This window comes from Halobacillus sp. B23F22_5, assembly GCF_043497085.1.
Taxonomy (GTDB): Bacteria; Bacillota; Bacilli; order Bacillales; family Halobacillaceae; genus Thalassobacillus.
Window position 1 is genome coordinate 165,404 of record NZ_JBIEKI010000005.1, and the last position, 14,851, is coordinate 180,254.

Below are 14,851 nucleotides of genomic sequence, written 5' to 3' on the forward strand. Positions count from 1 at the left end.
ATTAAATCGTATGCCCACAGACGTCAAAAATCAACTAGAAAGCTTATGCTCAGCAGGTGCTGAGTTCTGTGCTTTTTTCAGTTGTTTGATATCCATGCGGATAACGAGTGATAGGAGAAGCGCTGCAATGAACATGCCTCCAAAAATAGACAATGTCAATGCATAGCTGGCAGTCACTTCTCTGATCCATGATGCTAAAATCGGTCCGACCAAACCGGCTGCTGCCCAGGCAGTAAGAATATAACCATGGATCGCACCCAATTGCTTCGTGCCAAACAAATCTCCGATATATGCTGGTATCGAAGAAAAGCCCCCGCCATAGCAAGTGATGATTAAGAATAAAACCGCCTGGAATAACAGTGCATGCGTGATACTTGGCAACGCGAAAAACGTAATGACCTGAATGACAAAGAAAGTCGTATAGACATTCGGCCGCCCGATATAATCAGAAATCGTCGCCCAGGTAATCCTGCCGGCTCCATTGAAAAAGCCCATCAGGCCAACCATCGTTGCTGCAGCGGCAGCTGTCAATCCGGCAATTTCCTGTGCCATCGGAGAAGCTACAGACAGGATCGCAATTCCGCAGGTGACATTGATGAACAGCATTATCCATAGATACCAGAAACGACGCGTCTTAACTGCTTCATTCGCAGTCAATTGAGAAAGGTCAGGGGTTTTCTTTTTATCCTGAACAAAGTCTTTCATATAGCCTTCTGGTGGTCTTTCTAAATAAGATGCAGATGCCATCATAATGACAAAGTATACAGCACCCAGAATAAAAAATGTGGCTGGAATGCCGACGGATTCAATTAAATTTGCCATCACCGGACTGGCTATCATCGCTGCAAACCCAAATCCCATGATCGCAAGACCTGTGGCAAGACCTCTTCGGTCAGGAAACCATTTTACCAAGGTGGATACAGGAGTTATATAGCCGATTCCAAGACCGATCCCTGCTAATACACCGTAGGTAAAATATAAAAGCCAAAGTGATTCCATCGTTGTAGCCAGACCTGAACCAATCATACCAATCCCAAAGAAACTTGCTGCTACCATCCCCGACACGCGAGGACCATATTTTTATACGAAATGTCCCATAAAGGCAGCGGACAAACCTAAAAATAAAATAGCGATACTGAAGGTCAGGGATACTCCACTCAGACTCCATCCATATTGTTCAATCAACGGATTCGTAAATACGCTCCAGGCATAGACGGAGCCGATCGAAATATGAATTCCTACAGCTGATAATGCAATAAGCCAACGGTTTTTCGTCTTACTCATACTATTCACTCCCTTTTCAAATAAAAAAACGTCTCACTTCCCTTTTGCAGAATTTCCCCATGCAAAAGAAAATGACGACGTTTTTAGATCAAGCAGGTTCACTACTTGTACACCAAAGTAATCGTTTACATTGTTTGCGACATTTAAAATCGACGACAGGACCGCTATCTCGCATCTTAAATGTTACAATTTTATGAACATAAATTATCATAGCTGTTTTTTGCAAGAATTTCAATTCTTTTTCTGAATTTTACATTTATCAATTCTTATCGCTTGTATTTTGTCTGTTCTACTCGGTATATTTTAATAACGAGAAATTTACAACGCCGGTTACAAGTGAGGTGAAAGAAGTGAGAGACCAAAAAAGTATAAAAAAACCAATTATTAGATACGATGAGGGAGAGTTCCAATCTGTTGAAGATGACATCGTTACGGAGTTCCCATTGACGATTTATATTAATGATGAGGAATTCGCTACAATGGTCTGTACCCCTGCTCACCTCGAAGAAATGGTGATCGGATTTTTGGCATCAGAGGGTGTCATTCGGTTTCGCAGGGATATTCTAAATTTCCAAATTGATGAAGAACAAGGCTTTGCCTATATTGAAATAGAGGGAACCATCAATACACAACGTGATTTTTCTAAACGATTCATCGGTTCCTGTTGCGGGAAGAGCAGACAGTTTTATTTTCAAAATGATGTCAAGACCACCAAGACCTCTACCTCAACTACTACCATATCAGCGGCTCAATGCATTAAACTGATGGATATGATGCAAGCGACCAGTCATGTATTCAAAGGAACTGGCGGTGTTCATAACGCAGCCATTTGCACCAGCGAAGAAATGATCGTCGGCAGAGCTGATATTGGCAGACACAATGCGCTGGACAAATTATATGGGCATTGCCTGTTGAATAAAATTTCCGTTCGCGACAAGGTTCTTGTGTTCAGCGGTAGAATTTCTTCCGAAGTTCTGACGAAAGCAGCCAAAATCGGAGTAGGAATCGTGCTATCGAAATCTGCCCCGACAGATTTAGCGATTGAACTAGCTAATGATTTGAACATCACTGCTGTAGGATTTATCCGTGGCGGTTCCTTTAATGTTTATACACACCCCAAACGTATCACCCATTAAAAAAACACCTTTACTATCCACTACAAGGCAGCGTAATCGCTGCCTTTTTTTGTTTCCCCAAAACTGAATTTTCCTTAAAGAGAGTAAAAAAATTTAAAATGCAAACATTAAAAAATGCTTCAATTCAAATGGAGATGGAGGTGAAACGATGAAAAAGAAATGGATCATCTTAACTATGTCTTTCGCTATCTCGACTGGTGTTTTAACTGGATGCAATATGGATGACAACGAGATGAACGAACAGCCTGAGGATATTGATTACAATCCGGTTCGTTATGACAACAGGGATAATGACATGAGAGATAACGATATGAGAGACAACGACCTGAGAGATAACGACATGAACAACAACCAGGGGCCGGATATGGACACTGACCCTCGTGATGTAAGGGAGCCTGGTGAGCCTGACACACCTAATAACATGGATGAAGAAGAACCAGATCCGGACGAAGAACCGTCAGAAGAACGTCGTGGTCAATAACCAAATAAGAGCAGCGGCTTAATCCGCTGCTCTTACCATATTCCCCAGGAAATTCACTCGCCGAACTGCCATACACTATGGCTTAGATTGCCATACCGGTAACTTCTATGCGCTAATTTGGCACTTTGTTCGTCATCGGCCGCTCCCATTGCATAAAAAATCGGTATAGAATTTCCACCCGTTTTCTGGAAGGAAAGGTTTTTGCCCAGCAAGGAGAAGATTCTTATATTTTAGAGGAAGGGGATTCATTCAGTTGGAACGCAAGCGTACCCCATTTTGTGAAAAATATTGGCGACGAACCAGCAGTGGTGTTGATTGCGCAGTACACGGATATAGAACTGGAAGATAAACTATAATGACACGTTCAATCAGAGCCTGTTCCAAACAAAAAAAAGCGGATTCGCTGCTTAGGTCAAACGATTGAAATGGCTGTGATTTTGATAACTGTCACAGCATTAAGCTTTTACCCATCAACATAGAAAGCACCCAAACCTAACGTTTTAGGTCTGGGTGTGATTGGTTAATAGTTAATTTGCATCTGCTCTTTCTTCTATTTTAATTTTCAGTAGTAACACTGTGTGATCTTCTTTAATCATTTCTTCAATAGATCCTTTGCTTTGAAAATCCTGTACCTGGATAGAGCCTTCTGTAGAAGACTGCCTGTAACCTCCTAAAACCATTGTTTCACCCAGTTTCAGTTCCACTTTTTCCTCTCCAATGGCGTACCCCCATGCACTTGGAAGTTCAGGCTTGAAACCTTGAGTCATTTTTCTTGGGGATTGGGACGATCCAGGAGCATAAAGGAAAACGGAAGGTTCTTCTAAATGAGGACTGATGATGCCAAAGCCTAATTGTCCTTCTTTCACTTCTTTAGGGCTCATCCCATAAGACAACTGCGTGACAGGCTCTGATTCTTTCTCCCCTTCTTCATACCTTTCCACCCATAGAGTCACCCATCTTTTATCGGCCTCAGGTAAATAAAATTCAAAATCCCACAGCATCCCTAAATTCAAGCCTTTAAATGTATTTCTGTAATCTGAATCAGGTGTTTTGGCTATGGTCGCTGGGGTTTCATTATCTTTTGCGCATCCAGCACTTATCAGCAACAGAAATATCAACGTAGATAGCAAGTAAAGTCTTTTCATCCTATATCCTTTCTGTCAGGCTTTTCTTTCTAACTGCTTCACTTTGTTTTCAAGTTCATAGACCTTTTGCTGCAATTCTTTATTAGGTTCAGTGATTTTTTGACCCAAAATAACAATAAAACTGATAACCGCGACGATTCCTCCACCTATCGCAACAAGGGAAAATATCATAAGATCTAAAATGAAAAATCACTCCTGACAATTTCATCATGATTGTTACTAGGCAATCAGTTAAGAAAGAAACTTACTAGTACACTTAGAAACATCAACACAACACAGCCGATAATAAAGTAGCCTATATAACGTACCCCTCTGGGCAACTGATTCAGATTTGCGCGCTTTGTCGGATAGCCTTCATGTTTTGATAAGTGTTCCATAGCATCATTGATTGGCCGATCTTCTTTTTTATAAGAAATAATAACCCCTCCCTTTTTATAATCGTTTTTCAATGGCTTTCATTACATCAAACGGACCATTTTCTTTATTGGAAGGAACAGCAAGTTTTATGCCTTTTTCCGGGTAGACAGCTGAATGAAAGCTGACTCCTGGATCATATCCCATTACATGATATTTAAAGATCTTAGCATTTTTCCTATTTATCCATACGCCATAACCATAATCGACATCTGCATCAACATTTACTTGAGGTTCTAATAAGTATGAAGTGGTTTCTTTACTTAACAGCTCGTTATTGAAAAGTGCCTCCCACAGCTTGATCATGTCCTGAGCAGTTACAAAAGCCCCTCCGTCGGCGCCTCCTTTGACTGGAACAGAATAAATGTTAGTCCTCCAGGTCCCACCATCCGGGTTGTCTATGTATCCCAATGCTGTGTTTTCAGGTAGCTGGTCCAAGGAAAAATATCCGGAATCTCTCATTCCGCATTTCTTAAAAATTTCTGTTTCGATAAAGTCTGTAAAACTTTTGCCTGTCTGTTGTTCGATGATTAATCCCAGCGTGATATAGCCAGCGTTGTTGTAATGAAACCTTTCACCAGGTGAAAACTTCATTTCGTTATTTTGAAATAAAGGAAGGAAATCATGCAGACTTGTCATTTCATAAACCGGCCGGTCTTTCCATAACTCTTCGAAGTCTTCCATTTCCTCCTCATCAAAATAATCGGGGATACCTGAGGTATGAGTCAAAAGATGATGGATGGTGATGTTTTCATCAAAATTGGGAAAGTCGACTTTCAGGCACTCTTGTAATTTAGTATTAAAGGAGATGACTCCTGTTTCGACCAGTTGGCAAATGCCTATTGCGGTGAACAATTTACAGCCAGAAGCTATCCCGAATCGAGTATGGACGGTATTGGCCAGTCTTTCTGATCTGTGTGCCAAGCCATAAGCCGATTGGAAAATAACCTCATCTCTGTCTTTTATGTACACTACACCTGAGAAATCAACAGTTTTGACAATACCTTCGATAACTTTGTTTAATTCAGCTTTTTCCATTTATGATAGCTCCTCACTTAAAATACGTCTTTATAGGCCCAGCGGTTAGGATTGGATGGTTTATACTTCTTTATTTCTTTGTAGACAAAAGTCCCGGCCATTAAATCATGCAAGGCTCGCTTATCCTCTCTGGCTATAACCATAACGATGCTAACGAGAGTAGTTAATCCGAAAGTAAGATATCCCAACCCATATTTCCCAATACATTCCCGTATGAACATATCCCATAACGAAACATGTTGCCCGTTTGTTTTCATCACTTTTATTCCTACGATCCTTTTACCCACGATATAGCCGCCCCATATTACTGGTACAATCGTCAGGTAGGAGACATAGGCGATATTCCATGCCATTCCCTGCGTAAAATCCATAGCAAATTTGCCTGTAATCGTTTTCAGAGATAAGGCAATGATCATACTCAAAATCATGAAATCCAGTAAATCCGCACCTAGCCGCTTGCCAAAACCAGCCCTTTCCGTTGCAAAATTCAACTAATCCCGCCCCCTCATTTGCAGCTCTTCCCATTCATTTCTCATAACCCCCATTTTAATGGCATCATAGTAGACGCCATCGACCATGCGCGCTTGCCTGATTCTAGCTTCTTCTTTCATTCCTATTTTTTCAGCAACTTTGATCATTCTGCTATTTCCTGACCACGTAGACATCCCTAAGCGGTGTATGTCAGTAGATTGAAAGAGATAATCAATCCAGCGGCTGTATGCTTCAGAGCCGTAACCACCGTTCCAATATTTTTTATCATAGATGACAATCCCTGTTTCTAACCAGTTCGTATTTTTATCCACCCAATAGGAGCCTACTGTCCCTATCAACTGATCCTCTACTGTAATAATCAATGTATTTGGAACAGAGGAAAATATGTAATAATCTTGCTCCCAACTTTCCCTGTACTCTTTCATCGTCAATTTTGGTTCCGGGATATAAGGCCCATTCCACTTTTTAGCTGCCTGCTCTGTTTCTTCATATTTCCAGAAAAATAATTCATCAATGTGTTGTTCTGTAGCTTCTGTAAGTGTAATTTTATCTCCGTTTATTTCTACCATTTTTTTAACCTTCTCCTTTAATCGGAATCAATCGTAGTTTATAGTAATCAATCGTGTCCTGTAAGTCCCTGTGTCAAATTCAAATTGGTGACTCTTTTTAAAAACAGAGGCTATATTTGACAGCCTACTCGCCACTAATACCAATTATTTCAAAATCAGAAGATTAAAACAATACTTTATCTAATAATAAAAGACGCCTTCCCAATTCTGAGAAGCGTCTCTCTATAACTTATGATTCAATCATTTTTTCCTAATGAGAACCCTTCAAACAACCGTCCTCCATAAGGCTCCAATATCTCATCCACTAATCGAATAATGCTACTTTTATCGCCTGTTTGATAGAAAACATCAAATACCTTTATAAACTTCTTAGCAAATCGTTCATCATAGTTTTTCAGCGCTCGCACGGTCCATTTGGATGTGCCAATCCACCTTCGGTTTGTACGTAAAACGAATTCACTTACCAGCTCAGCCAGGGTATTAGCTATGAATAACTGTTCATCCCTTCGAGAGCTGCCGATTAAATCTTCCAGTGCATCTGTAATGAAATAACGTTTCATTTCAATTGTTTTTGCAGACCATTCTTCTGGTCCTTTTTCTAATAAAGTTTGAGCCTCTTGCTTAATAGGTACGATTATCCCTTCATCTTTCAAAATAAATCCTTCAACCACCATCCGCGGCAAGGATGGTCTTGCTCTTTGGCAATCACTCTTAAAATATTGTCTATAAGAAGTTAAGTTATGTACGAAAACTTCGATCCGCCAATCAAATTCAATTAATGACTCCCGATATGAGGAAGAAATCGTACGATCGAATATGATTATATCGAGGTCTGAAGTTTCTGTAACTTCACCCCGTACAACACTACCTGCTAATAAGGCACCTTTACAATCAGGATAATATTTTTCTATAAACTTATGCGCTGCCTTTACCGGATTCAGCTTTTTATATGGTTTCATTCGCTTCTCCTAATCCACGTTTTCCAAAAAATATTATAATAATGTCTTTTCAATGATACGTTTTGCTCGGTAGTCCATTATTTCTGGCAAGTCATTCAATGGAAAATACTTGAGTGCTAAACTTTCACCATCTTCCATTACTAATTCTCCATATGTGTTTATCGCCTCGTATACCCCAATGACATTGTAAACCTCATCCCCATTTGGATACTTGAAATAATAGTCCTCACCGGACAGCAGATTTCTGAACTGTAATTCTTCCGCCTGCAAGCCAGTTTCTTCTAATAATTCCCGCCTGGCTGTCTGCTCCAGGCTTTCTCCTGGCTCCATGTTTCCACCAGGCAATCCCCATTCCTTTGTATCGGAGCGGTGCTGCAGTAATAACTCTTGAGCACCATTGAATACAAACAAGGTAGAGCCAGGTAAAATTAGCGGTCTGGTTCCAATTAGTTTTCTTATTTCCTTAGTGTAGTCAAAGATAAAAACACTTCCTTCTTATATGTATCACGGTTTTCAAATTCATCAAACCTCTGGATCACCTTTAGCATAAATCTTCCCCCATAAATGTGTCCATCATCAATTGAAGAAAAGGAATTGTTTGGGTATCTGATTTTATCTGGGATCGAATCCATTCGAATTCATCATTCAATAACTTAGTAATTCCTTGAACAGCCACTGCATGAGAGGAAGGAGTCACTGTTTCATATATACGTTCATATCTATCCAGCTTCTCGCTGGGCAAAAATTCATGTACAGCCTTCAATCCCAGCAAGGCCCGGTCTGGTGCATAGTGATGTAACAACACATAAGACAGGTGTCTCATAACATAGCGCAGCATTTCTACTGCCCAGGTAAGATTCCCTCGTTCAGCGGCCTTCTTATACTGAAAAAGGAACCATGCTGTATCGAGCACATGATCATGGAACTCATCTTCGCTCAATGTCAAATGCTGCTTAGACTCATAGCTTTCCATCACACCTTCCGGATCGAACAGTACTGTGAAATAATCTTTACTTTGTATGTTTTTTTCTGTCACGGTAAATAAGTCAATATGCAGCCAATCCTCGTAAACTGCTATTATCTGCGGAGCTATGATAAAAATATCGTCATAAAAGATGATTTCTTTGTAGGCTTTTAAATGTTCCAAACGACGTAATAGAAATTCTTTTTCTTCACCTCCTTTAACAAGACAATATAAATCCACATCGGAATGCTCATCATGTTCCCCTCTGCCCATCGACCCTTTTAAAAATATACTCTTCACGCTGGAGTCCCTTTTCAAACTCTCAACGATCTTCTTTACCGCAATTTCCTGTCTCATCTCCTGCCCCCTATGACGAAAATAAAATATTACGTCATTGTACCGATAATTTCCTGATTTTTCAACAACCTTTTCCTACTTAAAAAGCCCTCTGCAAAGGCAAAGGGTTTTTAGGAACTGTTCAACATATTTTTTATTTTTTGCAAAACCTATGAAGTTCTTCACAAGCTTCTTTTTACCCAGTAACAATCATTGCATTATAATCAAAATAAGTTATACTTAAGTTATACAAAAACTATACATCAGGGGTTGTTAATTTTGTACAAACTTGTAAGGAATCATTCCAGTAAGACAGAAATATTGAAAAACCCATTGGATCAAACAGTTAAGATTTTTGACGATTATAGTGAAGCCAAACATTTAGCCGAAAAATTGAATGCTTATATGAAAGATAACCTGCTTTGGAAAGTTACCAGTTATTATTGAAGATCCATTAGAAAAAGCCCTCCGGAAGGGAGAGCTTTCTCTATGAATGTTATACACAAGGTGTGGTCGGAGTGTGATTTAATACGGGCATCGTACTGTTATGGTATGAGAAAAATTCATTACTGACTAAACCTATTAATCATATTTTAGAAAATATTCAGGAAGTGATCTAAGATGGCCTGTCATTCTCCCTTTGTAAACTTTCCAGATAAGACTCAATTTCATGTTTGCTTTTTAAAGTGATGATATCTTTTATATGCTCTTGTGATTGAAGAGCATACATCCTTTCCTTCATAATCCTTTTACGAGGTTTGTATGTGGTATAGATATATTTAAGGAACTCCCAATCTAATTTCTCCTTACACCCTTCCCCCATGTCAGGCCGCGTTTTTCCAATATTCATCAACCACCGTTTAACTGCACGATAAAGGCAAACATTACGTGGGAGTTCCAGATAAATAATGGTATCCGCGCATTCCGTTCGAATATCAAAGGTTTTGCTATAATTTCCTTCGATAATCCAGGTTTTTTCCTTAAGAATGTCTCGCTGCGCCTCCTTAAACTCTTCCAATGATGCCTCCACCCAGCCCGGCTTCCAATACAATGCATCCAAATGGTAGACATTAATTTGCAACGCTTCTCCCATTTTTCGCGCAAAAGTAGACTTCCCTACCCCTGCTGAGACCCCTAAAACCATAATTCGTTTCAAGTTCCCCCACCTCCATTTTCAACTATTAGCCATGTTCCTCATTACTGAATTAAGAGCCTCCTGTTTATTACAGGAACGCTTTTTGTATGCTTGGACGTCCGACAGAATGATAGAGCCTATATAAGCACACAAACCTATTCAGTCAACCGCTTTTGTAAGAAGTATTGATTGAATCCCTTAGGATGGTCTTCAATCACGCCGAACACTTGATATCCATTGTTTTGATAGAAATCGGGAGCCTGGAAACTGTATGTATCTAAATAAATCAGTCTGCACTCACGTTCAACAGCGAATTCTTCCAGTTTTCTAAGTAACTCTCGCCCATACCCCTTCCTCCTTAAGTTTTTATCAACCCAGAGAAAATCAATATGCATATGATACCAGAACATGTTGCCGGTGATGCCACCCTTCACGTTTCCTTCCTCATCTTTCAACATGAAACCAATTGCTTCATTAGGCGTTTTAATATGACCAGGTAACTGCTCCATATTATGTTCGATCACTTTTTTCTTCACTAAGTCGTAGTCTTCCTTGCTCCATTTCTCTACTATTTTCATTAACTTGCCACTCCTTTCTATGTTTGTAGAATCCCCCTTCCGCTTGAGCAATAATAGTTCATGTTCCTGCTCCCTGGCACGGTTCTGGTACTTCCTCTAAGTCAAAAAAAGCAGTGGACTCAATGAAAGCCACTGCTTTTAGCGTATTATTTTACCGGGATCCAAACCTCTGAATAATAATGAGGATCAAAAGGATCCCCTCCTCTATACACTTCCAGCTCTGGGGTGCCAGCGTGTTCATACCCGCTGGATGGAAACCATTCCGAAAAGATTTTCTTCCATGCATTTTGCATCGCATCCGGCATAGCACCATGAACCTCGAACACTGCCCATTTAGAAGCCGGGATTTCTTTACTGGAAAGACCATCAGGTATATCACCTTCATGGGCGGTTGCTATCCAGTAGTCTATGTGATTAGATTGGCTGGTGCTTTTATCAACACAGACTCCCAATACACCTTTGACATTACCGTTATTCATCTTAAACAATAAATCTGCTGTACCATCCTTGTTTACCTCATCCCACAACTTCGGAATACCTGTAAGATTCTCTTCATTGACTAAAGAAAATTGACGTTTGATTCCGACGATTGTAAATCCTTCTTGCTCCACCACTTTATATTGCATTGGCTCTGCTCCCTTCAGACTCACCTGGATGACCAGGCGGTTATAAGATTGCAGCTTTCCCGTATACTTCCGCGCTTCACTTGGTGATATACCGTGCTGCCTGCGGAATGCTTTCGAAAAAGCCTCGGGAGTGTCATAACCATACTTATAGGCAATATCAATGATACGGGCGTCTGTTTTATTCAATTCCTGAACTGCTAATGTCATCCGTCTTCTTCTGAGATATTCCCCAACCGATATTTCTGTCATCAAGGAAAATACCCGCTGGAAATGAAAGACGGAAACATTAGCCTCTGAAGCAATAGCTTCCATAGAAATCTCATCATAAAGATGTTCTTCGATAAAATCGATAGCCCTTTGCAATGATTCTACCCATGTCATGGCACTCACTCCCTTAATCTGATCGTAGCAAAGCCCTGGAGGGAATTCTGGTCATTTTCTGCTTTGTTTTGTCAGAGGTGTGAGCGAAGATAATTATCATCTTTTAAAAGGGGGCATATTAGAAGGGTTTAATTCCTCACCTTCGATTACAATAGCCATCAACCCATGTTCAGATCGTGGTGTTTCATGCCATTCGTCTTGCTCCCAGAAAACAGCCACTCCACTTTTTACTTGGTGAAATACTTTATCAGTTCCACATACTTCCCCTTCCCCACTAACGATAAGCAGGATTTGTGAAACAACCGCTTGATGATATCCTATTTTTCCTCCAGCTTCCAAATGCATGGCTCCTATATGTAGAGGTTTTTTTGTTTGCAAAATACGGCTCATGATGAAGTCTGATTCAAATTTGGTAATCGAATGTCCTGCTTCTTTATCAAATCGGTAAAAGTCCACGAGATTCCTCCCCCATGATGCCAACCTTTCAGGCTTCTACGACCATATCGGCATTTTCCATCGGATGCTCCTTATCGGTATAATATTCTTCCGCCTTCCAGTAGCGGTTGATGAACTTCGAGATATTCGTCCTGATTGCCTCTTTCTCTCGAAGGAATCTTTTTTCCCGTGGCCAATCAAGATATACCATATAATCAAAGTAATCTTTCCATTCACTTCTTTGAAGAAATACTCCTTCGACAATAATGAGACCATTTTCCGGAAGGGTGATCGTGCGTCTTCGGTGTGTATCTGAGTCTTTATCATAAAAGTCCAATGTCACCTGAGATAAATTCCTGATCTTTTCAAAGAGTTCTCTGCGTAAACCCATTACATTCCACTGTAAACGATAATATTCATACCATTCTTCCTGACCAGTATCATAACGTTTTCTCCGTTCCACAATATGATCATCCATATGGAATGTGCGATAAAGAATATTCTCCGCTTCAATCCTTTTACCCAGTTCACTGGCAAAAGTGGTTTTACCAGAACGGCTTAAGCCATCTATTCCTACTACGTATCTTTGATGATCAGTTACCTTGTCTTTAATAATATCAGCCAGTTTATCGACTTCTGCTTTCAACACCGCTCACCTGCTTCACGCTTACTTTTCTAATCCTTTGCGTAGACGTAAACTTCCTGGCCAGCCAGCACCATTCTCTTTTCCAGATGCATGCCGATTTTCTGTGCCACATGCCGGGAAGCCATGTTGGCAGGCTGGATGATTGCAATGAATCGTTTAATACCAAGCTGGTAATGCCCATAATCAAGGAATGCCTTGGCTGCTTCAGTCGCATAACCTTGGCCCCAGTAGTCACGGGCTATCCAATATCCGATTTCTATTTCTTTTGCTCCATCCAATTCCCGGGGCACCAGACCGGCATGGCCCACAGGAACATTATCTTCTTTCCTGACGAGAACCTTAAATCCCATATCTTCGCCATGCTCATATGTACGGTAGATCCACTGTAAAAACTCTTTCGCCTCATCCTTGTTTTTCGGCGTTCCCTCACCGATATAACGGACCATCTGAGGATCTGACAGCATACCTGCAAGGAAATCCATATCTTCATCTTCATAGGAACGGACATCTAATCTTCTTTCTGTATAAATTTGCATTTTCTCTAAACACCTCTGTTCTCAGTTTTCTGGTTGTAGTCGTTCTGCTTAAATATGTATTATAAAACTCCCATAAAAAAATCCTCCAGCATAATCAGTGATTCTTTGTTGTATTAGGCCGTATACTTCTCTTAAACAGGAGGAAAATGGCAACAATTAGAGCAATAGGAATCCCCCACGCCATTACTGCTCCTACTATTACCATAACAATAGAGGTAATACTCAAAAAGTCTTTCACCTCCCAGTCTGTTGTAAGTTGAACAAGACGGCGTGCTATCATCCAATTTTATGCGGGTATTCGATACGAATGGAAACAATTTCTCCACAGTTGACACAATAGGTGTAAATTTTATTGGATCCCATGCTCATTGGTTTACCCAAGGGCCTTACGTGTGTGTAATCTGTACCTTCCACAAGTTTCGTTCCACTGCATTTCGGACATTTCTCCTTGCTCAACCACACCATCTCCTTATTTAATTTTTATATTCGCTTATTAATAAATTCTCCTTTTCCCTTTCAATTCCTGCAGAAAGGCGTCTTCTTATTTCAAGAAGACGCCTCTAAGTCTATCATTCATATTCTTTTTCAATATTTTTCGTACTTCTTACGGTATCAATTGGCCGTACTTTAGCTTCAATGGCTTCCCGCTTCGGCTCCAGGAATGGAGGCAGGGATAATTTTTCTCCTAATGTTTCATAAGGTTCATCCCCCATGAATCCAGGTCCGTCGGTTGCGAATTCAAATAAGATTTGCGGAGCCACATTGCTATATAGAGACCCGAAGAAGTGGCGATTGACATAGCCGGATGTTCGGAAGTTAAAGCTTTCCATCCGCTCCTGCCATTCGTCAAGTACGGAGCGGTCTTCCACCCGGAAGGCAGCATGGTGAACCGTGCCGAATCCTTGGCGAGCCGGTGGCAGAACTGTATTATATTCTACAACTACCTGACCGCCATTACCGCCTTCTCCTACTTCAAACAAATGGAATGCGCCGGCCTGATCGATTTCTTTAAATAGAAGCACTTTCTCCATCATTTTTTTGAAATAATCGATATTGTCGACACGAACAAACAGCGGCCCTAACCCCGTAATCGCATATTCTAACGGAATCGGTCCATCCTGCCAGGGAGTACCAGGTGCAACCCCGTTATCATTTTCATCGGAAATTAATTGATATTGCTGGGCATCAAAATCAACGAACGGAAGCACTTTCTTGCCAAACTGTTTCTTGATACCTTCATGCTTCACTTCCAGCCGGTCAAACCGCTTCACCCAGTAATCAAGCGCTGCATCATCAGGTACGCGGAATGATGTTTTAGATATTTCGTTTGTACCATGGGTACCTTTCGGAATGCCAGGGAAATCGAAAAACGTCATATCGGTTCCCGGGCTGCCTTTATCGTCAGCAAAAAACAAATGGTATGTGCGGATATCATCCTGGTTGACCGTCTTTTTAACAAGACGCATGCCGAGCACATAGGTGAAGAATTCATAATTCTTTTCCGCACTGCTCGTAATCGCTGTAACGTGATGAATCCCTTTTAATTCATTCATGATTTTACCTCCTGTTTCCATTGTATCTATCTGAATCTCTGAATTATTTCGATTTCAAGATAAATATAATACGTTTAAAATACACTGTCAAACTATAAACTTCAGCTGGTCCCAGTACACCAATTGGCAAAAAAACTCCTCCC

19 protein-coding genes and 2 pseudogenes are annotated in these 14,851 nt (G+C 40.6%); 4 read left to right on the forward strand and 17 right to left on the reverse strand.

What is annotated here, in order from left to right; genetic code table 11:
- Nucleotides 1-30: 30 nt before the first annotated feature.
- A pseudogene (locus ACGTN9_RS09480) lies at nt 31-1,284 on the reverse strand (L-lactate MFS transporter).
- 350 nt (nt 1,285-1,634) lie between these two features.
- Between ACGTN9_RS09480 and fdhD the strand changes: the two are divergent.
- From fdhD to ACGTN9_RS09495, 3 genes and pseudogenes are all read left to right on the forward strand, one after another.
- Nucleotides 1,635-2,420: a formate dehydrogenase accessory sulfurtransferase FdhD gene (fdhD, locus tag ACGTN9_RS09485; protein ID WP_499592183.1), complete on the forward strand. Its 786-nt coding sequence runs from the start codon at nt 1,635-1,637 to the stop codon at nt 2,418-2,420.
- Between the two features lie 148 nt (nt 2,421-2,568).
- On the forward strand, nt 2,569-2,901 hold the full coding sequence (locus tag ACGTN9_RS09490) for a hypothetical protein (RefSeq protein ID WP_499592184.1): 333 nt from the start codon (nt 2,569-2,571) through the stop codon (nt 2,899-2,901).
- 185 nt (nt 2,902-3,086) lie between these two features.
- Nucleotides 3,087-3,257 (forward strand): annotated as a pseudogene (locus ACGTN9_RS09495) (cupin domain-containing protein); the annotation flags it as partial.
- A 171-nt stretch (nt 3,258-3,428) separates the two neighbouring features.
- Here ACGTN9_RS09495 and ACGTN9_RS09500 read toward each other — a convergent pair.
- The 8 genes from ACGTN9_RS09500 to ACGTN9_RS09535 all read right to left on the reverse strand — a co-directional run bounded on the left by ACGTN9_RS09500 (nt 3,429) and on the right by ACGTN9_RS09535 (nt 8,839).
- Complete coding sequence (locus ACGTN9_RS09500) at nt 3,429-4,046, reverse strand: hypothetical protein (RefSeq protein ID WP_499592186.1); 618 nt, start codon at nt 4,044-4,046, stop codon at nt 3,429-3,431.
- A gap of 15 nt (nt 4,047-4,061) precedes the next feature.
- Nucleotides 4,062-4,217 (reverse strand): hypothetical protein, encoded by a 156-nt coding sequence (locus ACGTN9_RS09505; protein WP_499592188.1) that lies wholly within the window; start codon nt 4,215-4,217, stop codon nt 4,062-4,064.
- Between the two features lie 261 nt (nt 4,218-4,478).
- A complete protein-coding gene (locus ACGTN9_RS09510) occupies nt 4,479-5,498 on the reverse strand; it encodes a serine hydrolase domain-containing protein (protein WP_499592189.1) in 1,020 nt (339 codons plus the stop codon).
- A 17-nt stretch (nt 5,499-5,515) separates the two neighbouring features.
- On the reverse strand, nt 5,516-5,989 hold the full coding sequence (locus ACGTN9_RS09515) for an RDD family protein (protein WP_499592191.1): 474 nt from the start codon (nt 5,987-5,989) through the stop codon (nt 5,516-5,518).
- Nucleotides 5,990-6,559 carry a GNAT family N-acetyltransferase gene (locus ACGTN9_RS09520; RefSeq protein ID WP_499592193.1) on the reverse strand — a complete coding sequence of 190 codons (570 nt, stop codon included), beginning with the start codon at nt 6,557-6,559 and terminating at the stop codon, nt 5,990-5,992.
- 236 nt (nt 6,560-6,795) lie between these two features.
- Complete coding sequence (locus ACGTN9_RS09525; protein WP_499592195.1) at nt 6,796-7,518, reverse strand: nucleotidyltransferase domain-containing protein; 723 nt, start codon at nt 7,516-7,518, stop codon at nt 6,796-6,798.
- Between the two features lie 33 nt (nt 7,519-7,551).
- Nucleotides 7,552-7,998, reverse strand: a complete 447-nt coding sequence (locus ACGTN9_RS09530) for an NUDIX hydrolase (RefSeq protein ID WP_499592438.1) — start codon at nt 7,996-7,998, stop codon at nt 7,552-7,554.
- 61 nt (nt 7,999-8,059) lie between these two features.
- A complete protein-coding gene (locus tag ACGTN9_RS09535) occupies nt 8,060-8,839 on the reverse strand; it encodes a nucleotidyltransferase domain-containing protein (RefSeq protein WP_499592197.1) in 780 nt (259 codons plus the stop codon).
- 258 nt (nt 8,840-9,097) lie between these two features.
- Here ACGTN9_RS09535 and ACGTN9_RS09540 point away from each other — a divergent pair, with 258 nt between their 5' ends.
- Complete coding sequence (locus tag ACGTN9_RS09540; RefSeq protein ID WP_499592199.1) at nt 9,098-9,265, forward strand: hypothetical protein; 168 nt, start codon at nt 9,098-9,100, stop codon at nt 9,263-9,265.
- Between the two features lie 169 nt (nt 9,266-9,434).
- Here the strand turns inward: ACGTN9_RS09540 and ACGTN9_RS09545 are convergent, their stop codons facing one another.
- From ACGTN9_RS09545 to ACGTN9_RS09580, 8 genes are all read right to left on the reverse strand, one after another.
- A complete protein-coding gene (locus ACGTN9_RS09545) occupies nt 9,435-9,974 on the reverse strand; it encodes a P-loop NTPase family protein (RefSeq protein WP_499592200.1) in 540 nt (179 codons plus the stop codon).
- A gap of 134 nt (nt 9,975-10,108) precedes the next feature.
- Nucleotides 10,109-10,531 carry a GNAT family N-acetyltransferase gene (locus ACGTN9_RS09550; RefSeq protein WP_499592202.1) on the reverse strand — a complete coding sequence of 141 codons (423 nt, stop codon included), beginning with the start codon at nt 10,529-10,531 and terminating at the stop codon, nt 10,109-10,111.
- Between the two features lie 146 nt (nt 10,532-10,677).
- Nucleotides 10,678-11,538 carry an AraC family transcriptional regulator gene (locus tag ACGTN9_RS09555; RefSeq protein WP_499592203.1) on the reverse strand — a complete coding sequence of 287 codons (861 nt, stop codon included), beginning with the start codon at nt 11,536-11,538 and terminating at the stop codon, nt 10,678-10,680.
- 96 nt (nt 11,539-11,634) lie between these two features.
- Entirely contained in the window at nt 11,635-11,994 is a 360-nt protein-coding gene (locus ACGTN9_RS09560; RefSeq protein ID WP_499592205.1) for a cupin domain-containing protein, read from the reverse strand.
- A gap of 28 nt (nt 11,995-12,022) precedes the next feature.
- Entirely contained in the window at nt 12,023-12,622 is a 600-nt protein-coding gene (locus ACGTN9_RS09565; protein ID WP_499592207.1) for a kinase, read from the reverse strand.
- Between the two features lie 26 nt (nt 12,623-12,648).
- Nucleotides 12,649-13,155, reverse strand: coding sequence for a GNAT family N-acetyltransferase (locus tag ACGTN9_RS09570; protein WP_499592209.1), 507 nt, complete (start codon nt 13,153-13,155; stop codon nt 12,649-12,651).
- 276 nt (nt 13,156-13,431) lie between these two features.
- Nucleotides 13,432-13,620, reverse strand: coding sequence for a hypothetical protein (locus ACGTN9_RS09575; protein ID WP_235062676.1), 189 nt, complete (start codon nt 13,618-13,620; stop codon nt 13,432-13,434).
- A gap of 104 nt (nt 13,621-13,724) precedes the next feature.
- On the reverse strand, nt 13,725-14,708 hold the full coding sequence (locus ACGTN9_RS09580; RefSeq protein ID WP_499592211.1) for a ring-cleaving dioxygenase: 984 nt from the start codon (nt 14,706-14,708) through the stop codon (nt 13,725-13,727).
- Nucleotides 14,709-14,851: the final 143 nt, after the last annotated feature.